Below are 22104 nucleotides of genomic sequence, written 5' to 3'. Positions count from 1 at the left end.
TCGAGGTGCGAGTCGCGTACCGGTTCGTCACGAACGCTGCGATTCGTTGTCGAGCTATTCGAGGTTCAGCGCGTTCAGAACATCGTCGAGCGAACGCCGCCCTGCGTCATCGAGCGTCTGCAGTGGTCGGGGAAGACAGTCGGGCCCAACCAGGCCGAGCTGTTCGGCCGCCGTCGCAATGACCCGCAGGCTACCGCCGTGTTGCTTGTAGAGCATCCAGAATGGCGCCAGCGCATCGCAAAGTTGCGCCGTCTTGTCGCCGTCGCCGGCCTGAGCGGCACGCGTGATCGCCAAGGCCGGCTCGGGAAACAAACCGCCGATAACCGAATACCAGGCGTCGCAGCCGGCGTTCAGCCCGCGCGCTGCGAACGCGTCGCCGCTCACACCGACGGTAACGTGTTTCGGGATCCCTGCTTTCAAGCGTTCGACACGCGCCGCCGCCTCGGCCGGGTCGTCGGGAACGCCCGGAATCTTGATTGAGCCGATATGCGGCAACTGGGCGATATCGGCATGTAGCGTGTCCGAGAACGTAAAACGCGTCGTCGTCGGGTTGTCGTAGACACAGATCGGGACATCGACCGAGCGCGCGACTGTTTCGTAGAGCGTGAGCACTTCATCGTCCCGCAGCGGCTGATACGACATGGGCGGCAGCAGTAAACCATCGGCCCCGGCTTCTTGCGCGTCTTCGGCGTATGCCAACACCTCGTCGGTCGTCAGCGCGCCCACGCCGATAACGACCGGGGTGTTGACCGCGTGCTCGACAGCCAACCGCGTGATGCGCGCGCGCTGGTCAGCCTGCAGATACGCATAATTGCCGGTCGATCCCAGCGCACAGATCGAATCGACCTCTGCCGAAACCAGCCGCTTAATCAACCGGATGAAAGCGGATTCATCGATGCCGTCACGCCCCAGCGGGCTCAATGGAAAAGCGCTTAGACCGGTAAACATAAATATCCTGCAATGCGTGGGGTGGCCTGAATCGATACGGCGATACTGCGTTGAACTAGACTGTCCTGGAACAGGCCCTATATTGTCCTATGACAAAATGAAAATCCAGGGTTCCACGACAGAAGAAATTGTTGCCAGTATTCGCTCGTCGATCGGTACCGGCGTATTTCGGCCCGGCGATCGCCTGCCGGTCGTGCGACAGCTGGCCATCGAACTCGGCGTGAATCGCAACACGGCGGCCGCGGCCTATCGACGCTTGACCGAAGCGGGGCTGGTGGTGAGCGAAGGCCGGCGCGGTACACGGATCGCAGCGCCGCCCAGCGCCGGTGAGCAGGAAGGCCTCAGCGCGCACACGACGCTGATCGACTGGGCTGATGGCAATCCGGATCCTGCCTGTCTTCCGGATATGAACCAGATCGCGCGCCAGTGTGAATTTGTCCATGCGCTTTATGGCGAGGACACCCTCGACGCCGAGCTGCGTCGATATGCGACCGCGTGGTTTTGTAATGATTGCCCGTCGGAAGACTTCGGTTATCTGGTGACGCATGGTTGTGTTGATGCCATCGAGCGCCTCGCGCGCGCGCAATTGCTCCCCGGCGATCAAGTCGCCGTGGAAGATCCCTGTTATTTGGGCACGATCAACGCTTTGCGCCTGTCCGGCATGCATCCCAGGGGCGTAAGTATCGATGGGGCGGGGATCCGCCCCGATGCGCTGCGTTCGGCTCTGGAAAACGGGGCACGCGCGGTTCTTATCACGGCGCGCGCACAAAATCCGACTGGAGCCAGCCTGACGAGCGATCGCGCCCGTGAGATCGCGCAGGTTCTAGCGGATTATCCCGACGTGCTTGCGATCGTGGACGATCACTTCGCGCTGTTGGCGGCCACGCCCTATCGGTCGCCGATTCCCGAATCGACCACTCGCTGGGCCGTGATTCGATCCTTGGCAAAGGCTCTGGGCCCAGATATTCGATTAGCACTGCTGGCTTGTGATGCCGCAACGGCCGGGCGGTTGCAGGCGCGGCTGGCGCCCGGCATGACATGGGTGAGTCATTTCCTGCAGACCCTGGCCAGTCATTGTCTGAACTCGAGCGAGATAGAACAGACACTTGAACGAGCAAAAGCCCAGTACGCCCACGGGCGCAACGAATTGATGGCAGCGCTTTCACGCCATGCGATCGAAGCCCCCGTGACCATCGACGGCCTTAACGTGTGGATACCGCTGCCCTGCGATGCGGAATATGTGGTGAACGCCATGGCCAAGCGCGGGTGGCTTGTTCGGTCTAGTACCGCATACGACGTTCAGAAGCATAATCAGGCGATTCGCGTCACGATCTCCCGTGTGCAACAAAGCGAGATCATGAGCTTTTCAACTGACCTAAGTTCTGTCATCCGGACGAGAGACCGTAACGGCCTATAGAGTCCGCTATTGGCCTTGGATTCAATGGATCGACGCAACGACACGTTGATACCGCTCGGCCGGCGTTTCGTAATCTAGTGTTTTACGCGGTCGCTCATTGAGGTTTCTCGCGACGGTGTCGAGCTCAGCCTGGGAAAATGCGGTGAGGCACATACCTTTCGGGAAATACTGGCGCAGTAACCCGTTGGTATTTTCGTTTGATCCCCGCTGCCAAGGATGGTGTGGGTCGCAAAAGCAAACCTGAATATCGGTCGCCAGCGTGAAGCGTTGATGGGCAGCCATCTCTTTGCCTCGATCCCAAGTCAACGAGCGATACAGTTGCTGGGGTAGCCGACGCGCATTTTCGATCAAGGCGTCGACGACCGTCGCAGTATCCTTACGATCGATCTTCACGAGCATGACGTAACGTGTGTGTCGCTCGACGAGCGTCGCGATCTGGCTGTTCTTGCTGCCGAATAATAGGTCGCCTTCCCAATGCCCAGGTACGGCTCGGTCGTCGACCGACGCCGGTCGCTCGCTGATCGAGACCGTACCGGTGATCCGCCCGTGATTATCCGTTTTCTGCGTATGGTGACGAGAACGCCGCATCGCCCGGGTACGACGTAGATGGGCGAGCAACTCCTTCTTGAGCGCGCCACGGGATTGGATGAACAACGTGCGATAGATTGTTTCGTGCGACACCTGTCGGCTCGGGTCGTCGGGATAGGTGCGCTTCAGCCAGCCTGCGATCTGCTCTGGAGACCATTGTTTCTGCAGTTTTGCGGCAACTTCACGGGCTAATCGGTCGTGCATACCCAGCTTACAGGGCTTGGGACGAGATGCCCGACGCCACGCGGCCTGATCGGCTACCGTTGCCCGATACTGGGCTGTCCCACCGTTGCGTCGAATCTCGCGGCTGATCGTCGATGGCGCTCGCGACAATCCGCAGGCAATCGCGCGAATCGAATGGCTCAGCGCGATGCCGCGTGAAATTTCTTCGCGTTCGGCCAGACTCAGTGCGCGCGCAGCGCGACTCCGGCTAGGCGGGCGAATTCCACCCGAGGCTGCGATAATGCCTCGTACCGACGTGTGGTACCGATTGAACAGCTGGGCGATCTGATGGAGCGACTCGCCTCGCTGCCAACGATCCCACATCTCAGCTTTCTGGCTCTCCGTGTACTGAATTCGCGTTCTATATTGCATCGGGTAGACACTCCTGCTTCATCTGTTAGCAGTGTGTTGCATCGATACGTTGAATCCAGAGCCGATAGCAGACTGGGGCCCGAAGTAAATTGGCAACGTTCCCGTCTATATAACTGGCTAGCCGAATCCGGCAGCCAACTCCGCCGCCTCCCGAATCGCCCGCTTGGCATCCAGTTCCGCCGCCAGATTGGCGCCGCCGATGATATGCGTCTTCATCCCGCGGGCGCCCAGCGCGTCGGCGAGATCGCGGCGGGTTTCCTGGCCGGCGCAGATGACGACGGTATCCACGTCCAGCAGTCTCGGCTCGTCGTTCACGCGGATATGCAGGCCTGCCCCGTCGATGCGTTCGTAGGCAACGCCGCCGAGCATGTGTACGCCCTTGTGTCGGAGCGAGGCGCGGTGCGCCCAACCGCTGGTCTTGCCCAGGCCCTTGCCGGGCTTGGCGTCGGTGCGCTGCAGCAGCCAGACCTCGCGCAGTGACGGCTCGGGGTCCGGCTCCACAAGGCCGGATTCATTGGTCAGCGTGGGGTCCACACCCCATTCGTCGAAGAATTTCTGCTTGTCCTCGGCGGGCGAGGGTCGGGTGTGGGTGAGGAATTCGCTCACGTCGAAACCGATCCCGCCGGCGCCGATCACGGCCACGCGGGGGCCGGCTTCGACGCGGCCGTGGATAACGTCGATATAGGAGGCGACGCGGGCGTGCTCGATGCCGTCGATAGCCGGTGTACGCGGATTGACGCCGGTGGCGATCACGATGTCGTCGAAGCCCATGGCGACGAGATCATCCGCCTCGATTAGCGTGTCGAGGCGCACATCGACCTTCAGCCGTTCCAGCTTGCGCGCGTAGTAGTGCAGCGTTTCGTAGAACTCTTCCTTGCCGGGGATCTTCTTGGCCATGTTGAACTGGCCGCCGATCTCGCTGGCGCTGTCGAACAGCGTGACCCGGTGCCCGCGTTCTGCCAGACGCGTGGCCGCCTCCAGGCCGGCCGGGCCGGCGCCGACCACGGCGACGTCGCGCGCGGTCTTGGCGGGCGGGAAGTTGAGCGTCGTTTCATGCCCGGCACGCGGGTTGACCAGACAGCTCGCACGTTTCCACTGGAAAGTGTGGTCGAGACAGGCCTGGTTGCAGGCGATGCAGGTGTTGATTTCGTCCGCGCGCTCGGTCGCGGCCTTGTTCACGAACTCGGGGTCGGCGAGGAACGGGCGCGCCATCGAGACCATATCCGCCGTGCCGTCGGCGAGCAGCGACTCAGCCACGTCCGGCATGTTGATGCGGTTGGTGGTACACAGGGGCAGGGCGACTTCGCTCTTGAGCTTTTTCGTGACCCAGGCAAAAGCCGCACGCGGCACCCGCGTGACGATGGTGGGAATGCGCGCCTCGTGCCAGCCGATGCCGGTGTTGATGATCGTCGCGCCGGCGGCTTCCACGGCCTTGGCCAGGCGCACGATTTCGTCCCAGCGCTGGCCGTTCTCCACCAGATCGAGCATGGACAGGCGATAGATGAGGATGAAATCCGGGCCCAGCGCCTTGCGGATGCCTTCGACGATCTCGACTGCGATCCGCTGGCGGTTTTCGACGCTACCGCCGTATTCGTCGTCGCGGTCGTTCACGCGCTCCACGAGAAACTGGTTGATCAGATAGCCCTCGGAGCCCATCACCTCGACGCCGTCGTAGCCGGCCTCGCGGGCCAGCTCCGCGCAGCGGATATAGTCGCGGATCGTGCTCTTCACCCCGGCGGTGGTCAGGCGCTTCGGCTTGTAGGGCGTGATCGGCGACTTGCGATCGGAGGCGGACACGATGAACGGGTGATAGCCGTAGCGCCCCGCGTGCAGGATCTGCATGCAGATCTTGCCGCCTTCGGCATGCACCGCCCTGGTGATCTTGCGGTGCGGCCAGACGTGCAGGCGGTGCGACATCTGGCCTGCCATCGGTGACACCCAACCGGCCACGTTGGGGGCGATCCCGCCGGTGACGATCAGCTCCACGCCGCCGGCCGCGCGCTCGGCGAAATAGGCGGCGAGCTCGTCGTAATGCCAGAAGAAATCCTCCATGCCGGTATGCATGGACCCCATCAGCACCCGGTTCCTGAGCTGCGTGAACCCCAGGTCGAGCGGTTCGAAGAGTTTCGGGTAATGCGGGTGGGTCATGGCGATGCCTGGCGGGTCAATTGGAAAAGTATAACTTTCACAAGCGGATGATCGGGATTACCGCGCCCGCCGCGCCGCCGACGGTTCGTGATTGTCGCGCCGGCGGGGCTGTGCCAATGTCGAGATCATAAGAAAAGGAGGAGAGGCGCATGATCACGATCGACTCGCACGTCAGAGAGATCGAGCGCGTCACCGCGGGTGCGGACAGTGGTCGCGATCCGGCGGTCGTGCAGTCCTGGCTGCGCTGTGTGAACGACTACAAGCTCGACCCCGCGGACGCCCAGGACGCCTATATCGTGCCCGAGGCCAAGCTGCGCGAGCATCAGGCCCAGGCCGAGGACATCATCCGCATCAGCCGTTCCGGCGTGGCCTCACTGTTCGAACAGGTCTCGGAACAGAACTATGTCGTCATGCTCGCCGACGCCCGCGGCGTGACGGTCGACTATCTCGGGCATCCGCGACTGGACAGCCAGCTTCGGCAGGCCGGACTGTATCTGGGCGCGGAATGGAGCGAGAACCGGGCGGGCACGTCGGCGATGGGCGCCTGTCTGGTCAGCGGCGAGCCGGTGACGATCCACCAGGACGATCACTTCGACCCCACGCACATCGGCCTGACCTGCACCGCCGCACCGATCTTCGACACCCTGGGTGAACTGGTCGCCGTGCTCGATATATCCCAGCTGCGCTCGCCGGAGTCCAAGACCAGCCAGCAGCTCGCCCTGCATCTGACACGCAACACCGCCCGCCGCATCGAACTGGCCAACCTGGTGGCCCGCGCCCGTCGCGAGTGGGTGCTGCGCCTGTCGCAGTCCCCGGACTTCATCGACATCGACCCCGATGCCGCCGTATCGCTCGACGCCCGCGGGCGCATCAGCGGTGTCACCCACGGCGGACTCGGCGCGCTCGCGCGGGCGACGGGGCTGCGTTTCGACACCGCGGACACGCTCATCGGCCAGCCCATATCGCGCTTCTTCGATATCGGGATCGACGACCTGCCGCAGTACATGCGCGGCCAGAGTGCGGGCGAGCGGGTCCTCAACGCCGGCGGCGAGCCGGCCCTGTTCGCCAGTGCGATCTCACCGGCCGCACCGCGTCGCCGCGGCGTGCGGACACCGCCGCCGGCCGAGCCGTCACCGGCGCTGGCCGCACTCAGCCACGGCGATGAGGCCATGGCCTCATTGCAGAGGCGCGCCGCCCGCCTCGCCGTGCGCGATATTCCCATTCTCATCCAGGGCGAAACCGGCACTGGCAAGGAGTGGCTGGCCCGGGCGATCCACGACACCGGCCGGGCCGAGGGGCGCTTCGTCGCCGTGAACTGCGCGGCCCTGCCCGAACAGCTGATCGAGTCGGAGCTGTTCGGCTATGTGCCCAACGCCTTCACCGGCGCCGATCGTCGCGGCAAGACCGGGCTGATCGCCGCAGCCGACGGTGGCACGCTGTTTCTGGACGAAATCGGCGACATGCCGCTGGCCTTGCAGACGCGCCTGCTGCGCGTGCTCTCGGAAGGTGAGGTCACGCCGGTCGGCGGCCTGGAGCCGAAACCGGTGCGCCTGCGCCTGATCTCCGCCACCCACCGCGCGCTGGCCGACCACGTGGCCGCGGGCCGTTTCCGCGAGGATCTCTACTACCGCTTGAACGCAGCCACGCTGCGGTTGCCGGCGCTGCGCGACCGCCGCGACTTCGACGCGCTGGTCGACCGCATGCTGGAGGGCCTCGCCGAGCGCTACGACGCGCGCTACAGGCTCGCGCCCTCGGCCCGCCGGGCGCTGCCGCGTCACCACTGGCCGGGCAACCTGCGCGAACTGCAGAACAGCCTCGACGTCGCCGCCGCACTCGCCGACGAGGGGCTCATCGGCCCCGACGAGCTGCCCGAGACGGTCCGCGACAGTGCGGACCGTGACACGGCGTTGGCACGCCGTCTGGCCGACCACGGCGGCAACGTCTCGGCGCTGGCTCGCAGCATGGGCGTTGACCGATCCACCATCCACCGGCGGCTGAAACGGGGCGCGGGCTAGGGCGATGGCGTAACGCCACAGGTGTTGCATCGACTGTGGCACCACGAGTACTAACAACCTCGCAGTTCGGCGATAGATCTATAAAAATCAAAGGTCTAAAACGCCGGCACGGGCATTGCTCGGCGACTGCACAACACCCGCCGGTCCGGCGGGTGCGGCGGGCCCGCAACGGGCCCGCGATCGAACACGAAAACACAACGGAGGAGACTATATGCTCGACACCGCAGCAGACACGAAGATTCAGAACGTGCTGTCCGCGCTCGACCGGGCGCTGGCCGAGCGCAACATCGAGGATGCGCTCGCGCTGTTCACCGAGGACTGCTACTGGCGCGATCTCGTGGCCTTCACCTGGAACATCAAGACCGTGGAGGGCAAGGCCGGGGTGCGCGACATGCTCGAGACCCGGCTCGACGAGGTCAAGCCCCGCGACTGGACGGTCGACGACAACGAAACACCGGCCCACGCCGACGGCGTCACCGAGGGTTTCATCGAATTCGAGACCGAGGTCGCCCGCGGCTACGGCTATATCCGTCTCAAGGACGGCCTGATCTGGACGCTGCTGACCACCATGCACGAGCTCAAGGGCTACGAGGAGCCCAGCGGCCACTCGCGTCCCCTGGGTGCCAAGCACGGCGACGAGCAGGGCGAGCCGACCTGGGCCGAGGAACGCGAGGCGGAGCTGGCGAATCTCGGCGTGAGCACCCAGCCCTATGTGCTGATCATCGGCGGCGGCCAGGGCGGCATCGCGCTCGGCGCGCGGCTCCGCCAGCACGGCGTGCCCGCGCTGATCGTGGAGAAGAACGAGCGCCCCGGCGACTCCTGGCGCAAGCGCTACAAGTCGCTCTGCCTGCACGATCCGGTCTGGTACGACCACATGCCCTACATCAAGTTTCCGAAGAACTGGCCGGTGTTCGCACCCAAGGACAAGATCGGCGACTGGCTGGAGATGTACGCGAAGGTCATGGAACTCAACTTCTGGGGTTCCACCGAAGCCAAGCGCGCCAGCTACGACGAGGCCAGTGAAACCTGGACGGTGGTGGTCGAACGCGAGGGCCGCGAGATCACCCTGCAGCCGAAGCAGCTCGTGCTGGCCACCGGCATGTCGGCCAAGCCCAACACACCGTCGATTCCCGGCCAGGACATCTTCGCCGGCATCCAGCAGCATTCCTCGGAACACCCGGGGCCGGACGGCATGGAGGACAAGCGGGTCGCGGTCGTCGGCTCGAACAACTCCGCCCACGACATCTGCGCCGCGCTCGCCGAGGCCGGGGTGGACGTGACCATGATCCAGCGCTCGTCGACGCACATCACCAAGTCCGATTCGCTGATGAAGTACGCGCTCGGCCCGTTGTATTCCGAGGAGGCCGTGGCCAACGGCATCACCACCGAAAAAGCGGATCTGCTGTTCGCCTCGATCCCGTACGGCATCATGGCCGATTTTCAGAAGCCCGCCTTCGACCAGATCCGCGAGGCCGACGCCGAGTTCTACCGCGACCTGGAGCAGGCCGGATTCATGCTCGATTTCGGCCCCGACGATTCCGGCCTGTTCATGAAGTATCTGCGCCGCGCCTCCGGCTACTACATCGACGTCGGCGCCTCCCAGATGATCATCGACGGCCGGATCAAGCTCGCCAGCGGCTCGGAAGTGGCCCGTCTCACCGAGGACAGCGTCGTGCTGGAGGACGGACGCGAGATCCCGGCGGACGTGATCATCTACGCCACAGGCTACGGCTCGATGAACGGCTGGGCCGCGGACCTGATCTCCCAGGACGTCGCCGACAAGGTCGGCAAGGTCTGGGGGCTCGGTTCCGACACACCCAAGGACCCGGGCCCCTGGGAAGGCGAAGAGCGCAATATGTGGAAGCCGACCCAGCAGCCCGGACTATGGTTTCACGGCGGTAATCTCGCCCAATCAAGATATTACTCGCACTATCTCGCGCTTCAGCTCAAGGCGCGTATGGAGGGTTTCGAGACAACGGTTTACGGTCTTCATCCCACGCATCACTTGAGTTGATGACTATAAAACTATGAAATAAAAGGCCACGGCGGCTCGAGCGTCGCCGTGGCCGGATTGTGCGCGTGCCGTGCAGGCGCCGCGTTCGTGACGCAGCGGCGCGTCCATGCCGTGTGCGCCGATGGGTTAGACTGATGCGCGTTTGGGCCACGACGCGCTTTCATGACCGCTTTCAGTGCCATAGAACAATCGGCTCGCGAGCGCCTCGGCGGAGGCGACGCGCTCGAATCCCGTCTGATTCGCCCCGAGCCCCCCGAATCGCTCGCCATGATCGGCGACGATCGCTACCTGTCCGTCATGTGTCGCCGCATCTTCCGGGCCGGGCTGACCCATCGGCTGGTGGATGCGCGCTGGCCGGCATTCGAGATCGCCTTTGATGACTTCGACCCCGCCGCGGTCGCTGCCCTCGATGACGACGACCTCAAGAGACTCGCCACCGACGAGACGCTGATCCGTCATCGGAGAAAGATATTCGCCGTCCGCAACAACGCCGTGGCGATGCAGGCGATCATCGCGGAGTTCGGCAGCTTCGGATTCTGGCTGGCCGAATGGCCCGAAGACGAGATCGTGGATCTGTGGCACGAGCTGCGCCAGCGCTTCACCCAGCTCGGCGGTCGTTCCGGACCCGCTTTCCTGCGCATGGCGGGCAAGGACACGTTCATGCTGACCGACTGGGTCGTCAAGGCGATGGCGCAGTGGCAGGCCTACATCGGCAAATCGCATACCCGCAACGCCCACGCCGAGATTCAGGCCCTGTTCAATGGCTGGCAGGCAGAATCCGACCGTCCGCTGTGCCAGATCAGCCAGATTCTCGCTTTTTCAATTGACTAGACGCGGTATTTAATGCACTTAAAAAAGGGTTGGGGCCGCGGGCCCCGGTATGCCTCCGTTCTATTACTGCTCCTTGTATTGCTCGGAGGTTGCGGTTCCGACCAACCCCAGCCCGTCAAGCTCATGGGCGAGTTGACCTATGCAGGCAACGCCAAGATCCCGGCCGGCTCGAACGCGCGGGTAAGCATGGTCGAGCGCAGCGAGACCGGCGCCGACAAGCGCATCGTCGCGGAACGCTCGCTGCACGAACTGGGCAGCAAGCCGATCGAGTTCGATATCTCCGTGGACCCGAGCCTGCTCGAGGGCGAGGGCCGCTACGGACTGCGTGCGGAGATCACCGACGGCGACGGCAACGTGCGCTGGACGACACCCGAGCCGCTCGCCATCGACGACATATCCACCGATACCTCCGTGACGATCGAGCTCGAGGCGACACCGCAGCCGCAGACACCCGATTTCACCCAGTATCGCTGCGAGGACGGTTTCCATCTCGCGGCCGCAACCGCCGGAACGCGGGCGATCCTGCGCTTGGGCAATCGCCGCCTGGAGCTGCAGCCGGCCGGCGACAACCGCTACACCGACCTGCACGACAATGCACTGACCTTTCGCGAGGGCGGTGTGCGGCTGGTACTCGACGGCACCGAACACACCGACTGCCGGGTCGTCGAGAACCAGTCGCCCAGCGAGGTCGATGACGACAACGGGGACACCGATGCCGAGCCGGAAACCGATGACGGCAGCGGCGAAGAGGACGGCACGGGCGAGCGCGAACGGGATTCCGGCGACACGGCCGAGAACTGACGCCGGCGCCTCATGCAGGCATCACACCGTCGCGATGGGCTCGGATCGCGGCCGCGCCACCGGCAACATAACGTTCACGAGGCTACTGGCACGACTTGAGCAGGGCGGTGGCGCGTTAGCTGCCCGAGCCGGGTGAGCGGTCACTCCGCGTCGGGCGTGCTTGGCCAGCCGTCGATGCCGATCAGCGCGTCCAGCGAAAGACGATCCGCCCAGCCCTCGGCTTCCAGCATCGGCCGGTCGTAGAACTCGCGCACATGGCCGAGGCAGAGGATGGCGATCGGGTGCGCGCCGTCGGGCATCGACAGCAGATCGACGAGCGCGGCCGGGTCGAACATCGACACCCAGCCCACGCCGAGCCCCTCGGCGCGCGCCGCCAGCCAGAGATTCTGGATCGCACAGGCCGCCGAGGCCAGATCCATCTCGGGCAGCGTCCGGCGACCGAACACATGCCGCTCGCGACCGTCGGTCAGGGCGACGACGAGCAGCTCGCCGCAGTCGCGGATACCTTCGACCTTGAGCTGCATGAAGGCCTGCTTGCGTGGCCCCATGATCTCGGCGGTGCGCAGACGCTCGGCCTCGACCTCGTCGTGCAGCGCCCGCCGCAGCGCTGGGCTGCAGACACGGATGAAACGCCAGGGTTGCATGTAACCGACGCTGGGCGCGTAGTGGGCGGCGGCAAGCAGCCGCCGGAGCACATCGGCATCGACCGGAGCGTCGATGAAATGACGCATATCGCGCCGCTCGGCGATCACGCGGTAGACGGCATCCAGCTCCGGCTGACTGTAACGATGGGAATCGCGGGTCTCGGTCATGGGCGTTGTCGCGGCACGCTTGGCAATTCACGGCTCGAAGCGCACAGGCTACACCAGCCCATCGGTTTGAATTCGCCGGGCCGCCTTTGCAAGGCTCTGCGCCTCGCGGCCGCCTCGGGCGATAGGCGCAGCCGCTGCGGGATGGAGACCATGACGCGAACACTACCACCGACATCGCCCGCCGCCGACCCGGCCGACCGGCGTCGCGGCTGGTGTCCCAGCGCGCTGCGGCCGATGGCCGCGGCGGACGGATGGCTGTTGCGTCTGCGGCCGCCGGAAGCGCGTGTGGACGGGCCGGCGCTGCGCCGGCTCTCGGCCATCGCCCGGCGTCACGCGGACGGCGCGGTTCTGCTCACCCGGCGGGCCAAGCTCGAACTGCGCGGCATACGCGATCCCGACGCCACCACGGCGGCCCTGCGCGCAGCCGGCTGGATGGAGGACGAGACCACCGCGGCGCTGCCCGATCAAATCATCTCGCCGGCCACCGATATCGACACCGCGGCGATCGCGGACGCGATGACGGTCCATCAGCGACTGCATGCCGCACTCAGCGGGCGCGATGCGACGCTGGATCTGCCGGACAAGTTCGCCGTCGCCATCGACGGCGGCGGGCGCCTCGGCGTTCCCGAGGTGCATGCGGATATACGCCTGGATGCGCTGGATGGCACGCACTGGCGGCTGGCGGTGGCCGGCAGCCGCGCCTCGGCCACGAGCCTGGGCTGCTGGCAGGCCAACGCGCTCACCGCCGCGGTCACCGCGCTCATCGATCGGTTCGCCGCCGCGCAGACCGCCGGGGCGCCGGCGCCCCGGCGCATGCGTGATCTGCTCGCCCGCGACGGCGCGCAAAGGCTGGCCGAGGCCTGCCCGCCGCCGCGGGCGAATGAGTCTCGGTCGGCGCCTCGGGCCGGCGGCCCGCCGATTCTGGGGTACCATGACGGGCTGGGCCACGTGATCGCCTTTGCGTTCGGGCGCATCGGCGCCGACGCGCTGGAGACGATCGCCGACGGCCTGGCGCGTCGCGGCGAGCATCTGCGGCTGCTGCCGGACCGCCGGGTGCTGCTGCCTGCCGCGGACGCCAACGACAGCGCGGCTCTGCGCGCGGCCGGCGCCCTGGATACCCCCGGCGATCCGCGCCTGGGGCTGGCGGCCTGCATCGGTCGCGGCGGCTGCGCGCAGGCCACGACCGCCACCCGCGCGGACGCGCTGGCGCTGGCGGCACGGGCGCCGACCGTGGCCGGCGCCGGTGAGGTCGGGCTGCACGTATCCGGCTGTGCCAAGGGCTGCGCCCATCGCCGGCCGGCAGCGGTCACCCTCGTGGGACGCGCCGGCGGCTACGATGTGGTGGTCGCCGGAGCGCCGGACGAGCCGCCGCTGTGGACAGAGCTGGCGGTCGCGGCAGCCGGGTCGCGCCTGGCGGCGCTGGAACGCATCCACGTCGCCCAGCGGCAGGACGGCGAGACGCCGCTGGCCGTGTTCCGGCGCCTGGGCCGGCAACGATTACTTGAACTGAGCGAGGCGGAAATCGCAGGTGAGTGAACAACACGTCGACTACGACTACATCCGCGACGGGCGGGCCATTTACGAAAAGTCCTTCGCCATCATCGAGGCCGAGGCCGATCTGGACGGGCTGGCCCCGGACCTGCGCAACGTGGCCATTCGCATGATCCACGCCTGCGGCCAGACCGACCTGGCGGCGGACCTGCGCCATTCCGCGGGCGTCGCCGCCGCGGCGCGCACCGCGCTGCAGGCCGGTGCGCCGATTCTCTGCGACAGCGAGATGGTCGCCCACGGCGTCACCCGCCGGCGCCTGCCCGCCGACAACGCCGTCGTATGCACGCTGCGCGACCCCGACACGCCGACGCTCGCGCGCTCGATCGGCAACACGCGCACGGCCGCGGCGCTGGAACTCTGGGGCGACAATCTCGACGGCGCCGTGGTCGCCATCGGCAACGCGCCGACGGCGCTGTTTCATCTGCTCGAGCTCATCGCCGCGGGCGCGCCGCGGCCGGCCGCGGTCATCGGCCTGCCAGTGGGTTTCGTCGGCGCCATCGAGAGCAAGGAGGCGCTGGCCGCGCAGGCGCTCGGCCTGGACTACCTGACGCTGTTCGGGCGCCGCGGCGGCAGCGCCATGGCCGCCGCCGCGGTCAATGCCCTGGCCAGCGAGGCGCTATGAGCCGAGCCACGGTCTACGGCGTCGGCACGGGCCCCGGCGATCCGGAACTGATGACCGTCAAGGCCGTGCGCGCGCTCGGGCGCAGCACCGTCGTCGCCTATTTCTGCAAGCGGGCAGGGGCGGGCAACGCGCTGACGGCCGCGCGGGACTATCTGCGCGACGATCACGTCATGCTGCCCATGGTCTATCCGGTGACCACGCAGCTGTCGCATCACTGCGACGCCTACCGCGAGCAGATCGAGGGCTTCTTCGATGAATCGGCCGAGCAGGTCGCCGCCCATGTGGCCGCGGGCCGCTCGGTGGCCGTGCTCTCCGAAGGCGACCCGTTCTTCTACGGCTCGTTCATGCATATCTTCCTGCGCCTGCGCGAGCGCCTGCCCTGCGAGGTGGTGCCGGGCGTACCGGCCATGCTCGCCGGCGCCGGCCGGCTGCCGCGGCCGATCGCCATGCGCGACGACATCCTCACGGTGATTCCCGGCACGCTGCCAGACGCGGCGCTGCGCGACAGCCTCGCGCTGGCCCAGGCCGCGGTGGTGATGAAGGTCGGCCGCAACCTGCCGCGGATCCGCGCCGCACTCGATGCCCTCGGCGCCACGGACCGCGCCTGGTACGTCGAGCGCGCCAGCCAGGGCGGCGAACGCGTCATGCCGCTGTCCGAGGCCCCGGACGGGCCGGCGCCGTATTTCTCCATGGTCCTGCTGCCGGGCACGGGCCAGCGGGTATGAGCGCCGTGGTGGGCGAGGGCGGCTGGCTCGCGGTCGTGGGCACCGGCCCCGGCGATTCGGCGTGGATGACGCCCGAAACGAGTGCGGTGATCGCCGCCGCGACCGATCTGGTGGGCTACGAGCGGTATGTCGAGCGCGTCGCCGACAGCGGCCAGCGCCGGCACGTCTCGGACAATCGCGAGGAGACCGCGCGCGCGGCCCACGCGCTCGATCTGGCGGCGAGCGGCGCGCGCGTCGCCGTCATCTCCGGCGGCGACCCGGGCATCTTCGCCATGGCCGCCGCGGTCTGGGAGACCCTCGAACGGGCCGATCACGAACGCTGGGCCGCGGTCGAGATCCGCGTCACCCCCGCGGTATCGGCGATCCAGGCGGTCGCCGCCCGCGCCGGCGCGCCGCTCGGCAACGACTTCTGCGTGATCTCGCTGTCCGACAACCTCAAGCCCTGGGCCGTGATCGAGCGGCGTGTACGTCTGGCCGCCGAGGCCGATTTCGCGCTGGCCTTCTACAACCCGATATCGCGCGCCCGGCCGTGGCAGCTCGGCGCGGCGATCGAGGCCGTGGCCGCGCATCGCGCCCCGGCCACCCCGGTGGTGCTCGGCACCGCCGTCGGCCGGGCCGACGAGGCCCTGACGATCACCGACCTGGCCCGTTTCGACCCGGCCGCGGCGGACATGCGCACGCTGGTCATCGTCGGTGCCAGCACCACGCGGGTGATCGCCGCGGCCGACGGCCGACCCCGCGTCTACACACCGCGCCTGTACCCGGCGGACTACTGATGCCCGGCCTGGTCGGAAAGCGCCGCGCAGGCGGCATCGACCGTGGCGAAGACCGCGTCCGCCGCGGGCAGGGCGGGGCGCTCGACCATCACCACGCGCACGCCGCGCTGTCGGGCCGCATCGAGCTTGGCCCGCATCGCCGGCGCGCCGCTGTTCTTGGTGACCAGCACGTCGATGGCATGGCGGGCCAGCAGCGCGCTTTCGTCAGCCACAGTGAACGGGCCGCGGGCAGTGATCAGGCGCCAGTCATCGAACGCCGGCGGCGGCTCGGGCGGGTCGATGCTGCGCACCAGCCAGAAGCGGCCGGGCGCATCGGCGAACGGGCCGAGGCTGCGCGCCCCAACGGTCAGAAACACGCGACGGCCGAGGTCGTCGAGGCACGCGGACGCCGCTGTCAGGTCGGCGACGTGAATCCAGTCGTCCTCCGCACCCGGGCGCCAGGGCGGACGCGCCAGGCGCCAGAGGGCGACCCCGCAGCGGCGACAGGCGATCGCGGCGTGGTGCGACATGGCCGCCGCGAACGGGTGGGTGGCATCGATCACCCGGTCGATCGCGTGGCGTTCCAGATAGGCGGCAAGCCCGTCGATGCCGCCGAAGCCGCCCACCCGCGTGGCCAGCGGCGAAGCGGCCGGCCGGCGGGTCGCGCCGGCCAGCGACAGGGTGGCCTCGACGCCGGGCCGCACCGCCAGACGCTCGGCCAGCAGGCGGGCCTCGCGGGTACCGCCGAGCAGCAGCAGTTTCATCGAGACAACGCTCGTCATATCGGATGGGCCGGCTAATGTGCAGCGTCCACGCCGATCAAGTCCAGACGCCGTGGCTGTCGGTGGTGGGCATCGGCCTCGACGGCTGGTCCGGCGTGCCCGAGCCGGCCCGACGCGCGCTGCAGGAGGCGGAACTCGTGGTCGGCGGTGCGCGCCATCTGGCCCTGCTCCCGAACTCGGTGCGCGGCCGGCGCATGGTCTGGCCGTCGCCGCTGAGCCAGGGCATCGATGCCATCCTCGCCCGGCGCGGTACTGCAGTGGCGGTGCTGGCCAGCGGCGATCCCTTCTGGTACGGCGTCGGTGCCACGCTCGCACGCCACGTGCCCGCCGACCGCATGCGGGTATGGCCGCAGCCTTCGGCGTTCTCGCTGGCCGCGGCACGCATGGGCTGGGCGCTGCAGGACGTCACCTGCCTGTCGGTCCACGGCCGCCGGCTCTCGCGCGTGCGCCCGGCGCTGCATGACGGCGCCCGCCTGCTGCTGCTGTCCTGGGACGGCCATACCGCCGCCCGGCTGGCCGCCTGGCTCACGGCGCAGGGTTTCGGCCCGTCGCAGCTGAGCGTGCTCGCCCATCTGGGCGGCGACGCCGAGCGGCGTGTCGACGGCCACGCCGAGAGCTGGGCCACCGCCGAGACCGAGGCCCTGAACACCATCGCGGTGCGCTGTGTCGCCGCCCCCGGTACGCGGGCCCTCGGCCGGACGCCCGGCCGGCCCGAGGGGCTGTTCGCCCACGACGGCCAGATCAGCAAGCGCGAGGTCCGCGCCGCGATCCTGGCACTGCTCGCACCCGGCCAGAACGAGACTCTGTGGGATATCGGCGCGGGCTCGGGTGCGATCGCTATCGAGTGGATGCTTAGCGACCGCAGCAACCACGCGGTGGCGATCGAGGCCCGGGCCGACCGCCTCGACCGGGTCCGGGCCAACGCCGAGGCGCTCGGCGTGCCCGCGCTCGATACCGTGGCCGGGCGCGCACCGGATGCGCTCGCGGGGCTTAGTACGCCGAACGCCGTGTTCATCGGCGGCGGCTTGACCGAACCGGGGCTGGTGGCCCGCTGTCGGGACGCGCTGGCGCCGGGCGGGCGGATCGTGGCCAGCAGCGTGACCGTCGAGGGCGATGCCGCGCTCGCCGCGCTGCACGCCGACAGCGGCGGCAGCCTGCGTCGCATCGCGGTCAGCCGCGCCGAACCGCTAGGCGGTTTCGCCGGCTGGCGCGCGCTGCGCCCGATCACGCTCTGGTGCAACATCGACGACACGGACGACAACGCATGACCGTGCACTTCATCGGCGCCGGTCCGGGCGCGGCCGATCTGCTCACGCTGCGCGGGCGCGATCGCATCGCGTCCTGCGGCCTGTGCCTGTACGCCGGGTCGCTGGTTCCGGACGGCGTGCTGGCGCATCTGCCGACCGGCGTGGCGGCGATCAACACCGCCGGCATGGCGCTCGACGAGATCATCGACCGTATTCGCGAGGCCACCGCCGCCGGGCACGACGTCGCCCGGCTGCACTCGGGGGATCTGGCCGTCTACAGCGCCCTGGCCGAACAGCTGCGGCGTCTGTGCGCGGCGGGCATCGACTACACGCTGACGCCCGGCGTGCCGGCGTTCGCCGCCGCCGCGGCGGCGCTCGGCCAGGAGCTGACCGTGCCCGAGGTGGGGCAGTCGCTGGTTCTGACCCGGACCCAGGGCCGCGCCTCGGCCATGCCGCCGGGCGAGACGCTCGAAGCGTTTGCCGCCAGTCGCGCGACGCTGGCGGTGCATCTGTCGCTGCAGGCCGTCGAGGATGTGGTCGCGCGGCTGCGACCGTATTACGGCGACGACTGTCCGGCGGCGATCGTGCAGCGTGCCTCCTGGGCCGAGGAGCGCGTCGTCCGCGCCCGGCTGGATGCGCTCGTTGAAGCCGCGGCGGGCCTGCCCGCGCGCCGCAGCGCCATCATCTTCGTCGGCCGGGTGTTGGGGGCGCTGGACAGCGGCGTCTTCCGCGACAGCGCCCTCTACGACCCCGCACACGTCAGCCAGTACCGCTGGGCCAGCGAGGACTGACGACCGACGCGCGCGGTAAACGGCTCAGCCGCGGACGAGATCCGCCAGCGACACGTCCAGCCGGCCCGCGCGGGCGAGCAGGCGGCCGGGCTTGTCGATCACCCAGACCTCCAGCGCGCTCGAGGGGGGCAGATAGCCGGCAGCCACCTCCCAGGCGCGCTCGGCCACGCGGCGATCGAGGTCGATGCCGGCCTCGCCCGCGTGCGACAGCGCCTCGAGGCTGGTGTTGCTGGCGCGCACCGCGGCCTGCAGCGTCGCGCCGCCGTCCGCGCAGAGCTCGGCCAGGAAATCGAAGTCCACGCCGCCGCGGCGGCTGTGCAGGTCGAGCCGCCCGGTCGCCAGCTTGCTGAACTTGCCGAAGCCGCCGACCAGCGACAGCTGCGGGAGTGGGTTGCGGCGCAGATACTTGAGCACCGCGCCGGCGAAGTCGCCCATCTCGATCAGCGCCATGTCCGGCAGACCGTAGTGGGTCTGGATCGCGTTTTCGCTGGTCGCGCCGGTACAGGCCGCGACGTGGGCGCGGCCGTTGGCGCGGGCGACGTCGATGGACTGGTGGATGGAGGCGATGTAGGCGGCACAGGAAAACGGCCGCACGATGCCCGTCGTGCCGAGGATCGACAGCCCGCCGAGGATGCCGAGGCGCGCGTTCATGGTCCGCTGGGCGATCGCTTCGCCGTCGTCGACGCCGACCGTCACGTCGAAGCCGCCCGTGTGGCCCAGTTCCGCCGCCACGCGGGCCAGATGCTCGTCGATCATGCGCCGCGGCACGGGATTGATCGCCGGCTCGCCGATCGCCAGCGCCAGCCCCGCGCGGGTCACCGTGCCCACACCGGCGCCGGCCCGGAAGACGACGCCGGGGGCCTCGGTCAGGGTCAGCCGGACCCAGACCCGAGCGCCGTGGGTGGCGTCCGGATCGTCGCCGGCGTCCTTGATCAGACCGGCTTCGGCGCAGACGCCCGGGGTGATCAGGCGGCAGTCGTGAACGTCCAGATCCGCTTCGCGATTTTTCGGCAGCGACAGATGCACGCGTTCCAGCGTGCGATCCGCCAGCACTTGGTAGGCGGCGGCCATCGCCGCGGCCGTGGCCGTGGCGCCCGTGGTCCAGCCGGTGCGCAGCGGCCGATCGCCGTTCTCTGCGGTCTCTTCGCGCATGGGGATCGCCATGGTCGTTGCGGCGTCAAGCCCGGGGTACGGGCGGATGGTCGACGGCGGGGTCGGGCAGGCGACCGCGACGCGCGGCGCGCACCGTCTCGCGCAGACTCACGACCGAACCCACGATCAACACGGCCGGCGAGGTGACGGTATGGCGTCGCGCCGTGGCAGGCAGGCTGGTCACGGACCCCGTGAGCACCCGCTGTTCCGGCGTGGTACCGCGCTCGATGAGGGCGGCCGGCGTATCTGGATCCATCCCGTGCGCCACCAGCGCCGGACAGAGATTGGTCAGCGCCATTACCCCCATGTAGATCACCAGCGTGTGCCGGCTGCGCACCAGCGCGGCCCAGTCGTGGCGCATCTCGCCGGCCTGGCCGTGGGCGGTGAGGAATTCGCAGCCGGCGGCGTGATCGCGATGGGTCAGCGGGATGTCGGCGTAGGTCGCACAGCCGGAACCGGCGGTGATGCCCGGGATCGCACGGGTGGCGACCCCGGCCGCGGCCAGTTCGACCAGCTCCTCGCCGCCGCGCCCGAACACGAACGGATCGCCGCCCTTGAGACGCAGCACGCGACGGCCCGCGCGGGCCAGGGCGATCATGTGGCGGTTCAGCTCCGGCTGACGGTAATGGTGATGACCTCGGCGCTTGCCGACGAACACACGCTCCGCGTGGGCCGGCGCCCAAGACAGCAGCCGGGGCGAGACCAGCCGGTCGTAGAGAACGACGTCGGCGCCGCGCAGGGCGCGCTCGCCGTCCAGCGTCAGCAGGCCCGGATCGCCGGGGCCGGCGCCGACCAGACAGACCTGGACATGCTGCCAGGGATCGTCGCGCGCGGCGGGCGTCGACTCCGGCGGTTCGAAGACGAAATCGCCGCCGCCGGTGACGGCGTCGTGGAACAGCCGGCCGGCGTCGGTGGCCAGCCGGCGCAGATCGCGAACGCATGCCGGTTCGGCGCTGGCGGCGATCACCAGTCGCGCGGCGGCCACGTCGGCGGCCGTCGCCGGCCGTGGGCGCCAGTCGATGGCCCGGCTCTCGATCAGATCACGCAGCCACGGTTCGGGATTGGCGCAGCACAGACGCACGGTCAGCCCGGCGCGGGCGAGCGCCGCCAGCGGCCGTGCCGCGGCACGATCGCCGCCGCCGATCACGGCCGGCCGCTCGTCCGCGTTGAGCTGGATGTTCAGACCCGCCATGGGCACCTGTGGTCTCGGGCGAAGCGTTACTGTACGTCCTCTGGCGCATCGGTGGCGACAGCCACGGTGGCACGGGCGCTGGCCCGGCGCGGTCCGAGGAGCCGCGTCTTCGCGCGATCGCCGCCGCAGGCAGCGGCAGCCGCAAGAGCGGCGCATTCGGCCACACTGGCCACGCCGAAACGCGCCCGGGCCGCGGCGGACGGGCGTGCCACCCGCGCATCGAAACGCGCGAGTTGGGCCGCCGTTCCGAACCAGAGTTCGCAGCCCAGGACTGCGGCCAGCTCGCGCAGCGCCGGCGCCTCGCGCTTGTCGACGATACTCGCGATGATCCGGACATCACGGATGTCGAAGGCAAGCGCCGCCGCGGTCTCGTCGAGCAGCTGTCGAAGCACGTCCGACCCACAGCCGTGTCGACAACCGATGCCGACGAACAGCGGTGTTCGTTGTGCCGAAGCGTATGACGAATTCGACGGCACTGAGCCTCCCTGGACCGTGAACAGGCGTTATCGAACCCCGTATGCCCACCGATCCATCCGCGGGCAGCGGTTTGACCGGGGGCGCGCGCCTGCCTAGACTCCGCTCGGACAGGGTGCCTTGATCCGACAGGACAAGGATAATCGGGAAAGTGGTGCGTGCCCACGGGCACCAGGCCACTGCTGCCCCCGCAACGGTAAGCGATTCAGGTTCGCACACGGCCACTGCGCACAGCGCGGGAAGGCGCGAACCCGGGCATCCGCCCGCTCGCAAGCCCGGAGACCGGCCCTGGCTCGACGCGGTCACACGATCGCCGACAACTCATGACGTACGGGTGTGTACATGCAGAACCAGCAGTCGAATCCGGCCCGGAGCGCGCAGACGCGGCCGACGGCCATTTCCAGTGAGATCGTTCAGCTCGCCGGCGCGGCGCTCATCGGCGCGTTCGTCGTCTACGGCGTCGGCTTCTCGCACCTGATGCCGGTGCACAACGCGGCGCACGACACCCGGCACTCCGCGACCTTCCCCTGCCACTGATCCGATGACCCGCCCGCGTCGCGGCCCCGCCGCGCGCGCTGCCAGTCATCCGAATCATTCGCGCCGGCCGCCGACCCGCGGCGTTCCGGTGCATGCCAACGGGATACG

20 protein-coding genes and 1 riboswitch are annotated in these 22104 nt (G+C 68.4%); of the genes, 12 read left to right on the top strand and 8 right to left on the bottom strand.

All coding sequences use genetic code 11. The features are described 5' to 3' along the window. Positions 1 to 54 precede the first annotated feature (54 nt). Positions 55 to 948 carry a dihydrodipicolinate synthase family protein gene (locus SAOR_RS10950; protein WP_123631457.1) on the bottom strand — a complete coding sequence of 298 codons (894 nt, stop codon included), beginning with the start codon at positions 946 to 948 and terminating at the stop codon, positions 55 to 57. An 82-nt stretch (positions 949 to 1030) separates the two neighbouring features. On the opposite strand from SAOR_RS10950, the gene SAOR_RS10945 reads away from it, so the two are divergent. After that, positions 1031 to 2365, top strand: a complete 1335-nt coding sequence (locus tag SAOR_RS10945; protein ID WP_221179961.1) for an aminotransferase class I/II-fold pyridoxal phosphate-dependent enzyme — start codon at positions 1031 to 1033, stop codon at positions 2363 to 2365. Between the two features lie 21 nt (positions 2366 to 2386). Here SAOR_RS10945 and SAOR_RS10940 read toward each other — a convergent pair whose 3' ends face one another. Together SAOR_RS10940 and SAOR_RS10935 are read right to left on the bottom strand one after the other, a co-directional pair. Then, positions 2387 to 3547, bottom strand: coding sequence for an IS30 family transposase (locus SAOR_RS10940; protein ID WP_123589972.1), 1161 nt, complete (start codon positions 3545 to 3547; stop codon positions 2387 to 2389). Positions 3548 to 3664: 117 nt separating this feature from the next. After that, the gene (locus tag SAOR_RS10935; RefSeq protein WP_123631455.1) at positions 3665 to 5695 is read right to left on the bottom strand and encodes an NADPH-dependent 2,4-dienoyl-CoA reductase; all 2031 of its coding nucleotides are present in this window, start codon (positions 5693 to 5695) and stop codon (positions 3665 to 3667) included. Between the two features lie 149 nt (positions 5696 to 5844). Here SAOR_RS10935 and SAOR_RS10930 point away from each other — a divergent pair, with 149 nt between their 5' ends. The 4 genes from SAOR_RS10930 (at position 5845) to SAOR_RS10915 (ending at position 11356) form a co-directional block, all read left to right on the top strand. Further along, positions 5845 to 7710, top strand: coding sequence for a sigma-54-dependent Fis family transcriptional regulator (locus SAOR_RS10930; RefSeq protein ID WP_123631454.1), 1866 nt, complete (start codon positions 5845 to 5847; stop codon positions 7708 to 7710). Between the two features lie 211 nt (positions 7711 to 7921). Continuing rightward, positions 7922 to 9724, top strand: coding sequence for an NAD(P)/FAD-dependent oxidoreductase (locus SAOR_RS10925; protein ID WP_123631453.1), 1803 nt, complete (start codon positions 7922 to 7924; stop codon positions 9722 to 9724). A gap of 162 nt (positions 9725 to 9886) precedes the next feature. Beyond that, positions 9887 to 10555, top strand: a complete 669-nt coding sequence (locus SAOR_RS10920) for a DNA-3-methyladenine glycosylase I (protein ID WP_123631452.1) — start codon at positions 9887 to 9889, stop codon at positions 10553 to 10555. Positions 10556 to 10678: 123 nt separating this feature from the next. Continuing rightward, positions 10679 to 11356, top strand: a complete 678-nt coding sequence (locus SAOR_RS10915) for a YbaY family lipoprotein (RefSeq protein WP_185015652.1) — start codon at positions 10679 to 10681, stop codon at positions 11354 to 11356. Positions 11357 to 11496: 140 nt separating this feature from the next. Here SAOR_RS10915 and bluB read toward each other — a convergent pair whose 3' ends face one another. After that, positions 11497 to 12168 (bottom strand): 5,6-dimethylbenzimidazole synthase, encoded by a 672-nt coding sequence (bluB, locus tag SAOR_RS10910; RefSeq protein WP_123592394.1) that lies wholly within the window; start codon positions 12166 to 12168, stop codon positions 11497 to 11499. A gap of 150 nt (positions 12169 to 12318) precedes the next feature. On the opposite strand from bluB, the gene SAOR_RS10905 reads away from it, so the two are divergent. The 4 genes from SAOR_RS10905 to cobJ are packed head-to-tail and all read left to right on the top strand — an operon-like array spanning position 12319 to position 15842. Then, entirely contained in the window at positions 12319 to 13704 is a 1386-nt protein-coding gene (locus SAOR_RS10905) for a hypothetical protein (protein ID WP_185015651.1), read from the top strand. Next, positions 13697 to 14341, top strand: coding sequence for a precorrin-8X methylmutase (locus SAOR_RS10900; RefSeq protein WP_123592396.1), 645 nt, complete (start codon positions 13697 to 13699; stop codon positions 14339 to 14341). The genes SAOR_RS10905 and SAOR_RS10900 overlap by 8 nt, the downstream gene beginning before the upstream one ends. Then, on the top strand, positions 14338 to 15066 hold the full coding sequence (locus SAOR_RS10895) for a precorrin-2 C(20)-methyltransferase (RefSeq protein ID WP_123631449.1): 729 nt from the start codon (positions 14338 to 14340) through the stop codon (positions 15064 to 15066). The genes SAOR_RS10900 and SAOR_RS10895 overlap by 4 nt, the downstream gene beginning before the upstream one ends. A gap of 5 nt (positions 15067 to 15071) precedes the next feature. After that, the gene (cobJ, locus tag SAOR_RS10890; RefSeq protein ID WP_416235862.1) at positions 15072 to 15842 is read left to right on the top strand and encodes a precorrin-3B C(17)-methyltransferase; all 771 of its coding nucleotides are present in this window, start codon (positions 15072 to 15074) and stop codon (positions 15840 to 15842) included. Here the strand turns inward: cobJ and SAOR_RS10885 are convergent. After that, complete coding sequence (locus SAOR_RS10885; RefSeq protein WP_221178003.1) at positions 15836 to 16585, bottom strand: cobalt-precorrin-6A reductase; 750 nt, start codon at positions 16583 to 16585, stop codon at positions 15836 to 15838. The genes cobJ and SAOR_RS10885 overlap by 7 nt on opposite strands. Positions 16586 to 16620: 35 nt before the next feature. Between SAOR_RS10885 and cbiE the strand changes: the two genes are divergently transcribed. After that, positions 16621 to 17871: a precorrin-6y C5,15-methyltransferase (decarboxylating) subunit CbiE gene (gene cbiE, locus SAOR_RS10880; RefSeq protein WP_123631448.1), complete on the top strand. Its 1251-nt coding sequence runs from the start codon at positions 16621 to 16623 to the stop codon at positions 17869 to 17871. Next, on the top strand, positions 17868 to 18641 hold the full coding sequence (gene cobM / locus SAOR_RS10875) for a precorrin-4 C(11)-methyltransferase (RefSeq protein ID WP_123631447.1): 774 nt from the start codon (positions 17868 to 17870) through the stop codon (positions 18639 to 18641). Before cbiE ends, cobM begins: the two co-directional genes overlap by 4 nt. A 24-nt stretch (positions 18642 to 18665) precedes the next feature. On the opposite strand, the gene SAOR_RS10870 is transcribed toward cobM, so the two are convergent. Genes SAOR_RS10870 through SAOR_RS10860 form a run of 3 tightly spaced genes read right to left on the bottom strand, consistent with a single transcriptional unit; the run spans position 18666 to position 21461 of the window. Beyond that, a complete protein-coding gene (locus SAOR_RS10870; protein WP_123631560.1) occupies positions 18666 to 19793 on the bottom strand; it encodes a cobalt-precorrin-5B (C(1))-methyltransferase in 1128 nt (375 codons plus the stop codon). A gap of 25 nt (positions 19794 to 19818) precedes the next feature. Further along, positions 19819 to 20985 carry a uroporphyrinogen-III C-methyltransferase gene (gene cobA, locus SAOR_RS10865; protein WP_123631446.1) on the bottom strand — a complete coding sequence of 389 codons (1167 nt, stop codon included), beginning with the start codon at positions 20983 to 20985 and terminating at the stop codon, positions 19819 to 19821. A gap of 26 nt (positions 20986 to 21011) precedes the next feature. Then, a complete protein-coding gene (locus SAOR_RS10860) occupies positions 21012 to 21461 on the bottom strand; it encodes a cobalamin biosynthesis protein (RefSeq protein ID WP_185015650.1) in 450 nt (149 codons plus the stop codon). Between the two features lie 94 nt (positions 21462 to 21555). Then, a riboswitch (cobalamin riboswitch) is annotated at positions 21556 to 21764 on the top strand. A gap of 37 nt (positions 21765 to 21801) precedes the next feature. Between SAOR_RS10860 and SAOR_RS10855 the strand changes: the two genes are divergently transcribed. Continuing rightward, a complete protein-coding gene (locus SAOR_RS10855; RefSeq protein WP_123631444.1) occupies positions 21802 to 21996 on the top strand; it encodes a CbtB domain-containing protein in 195 nt (64 codons plus the stop codon). Positions 21997 to 22104: the final 108 nt, after the last annotated feature.

The sequence above is a fragment of the Salinisphaera orenii subsp. orenii MK-B5 genome (assembly GCF_003788635.1).
GTDB classification, from domain to species: domain Bacteria; phylum Pseudomonadota; class Gammaproteobacteria; order Nevskiales; family Salinisphaeraceae; genus Salinisphaera; species Salinisphaera orenii.
This window is presented reverse-complemented; position numbering and strand designations above follow the sequence as displayed.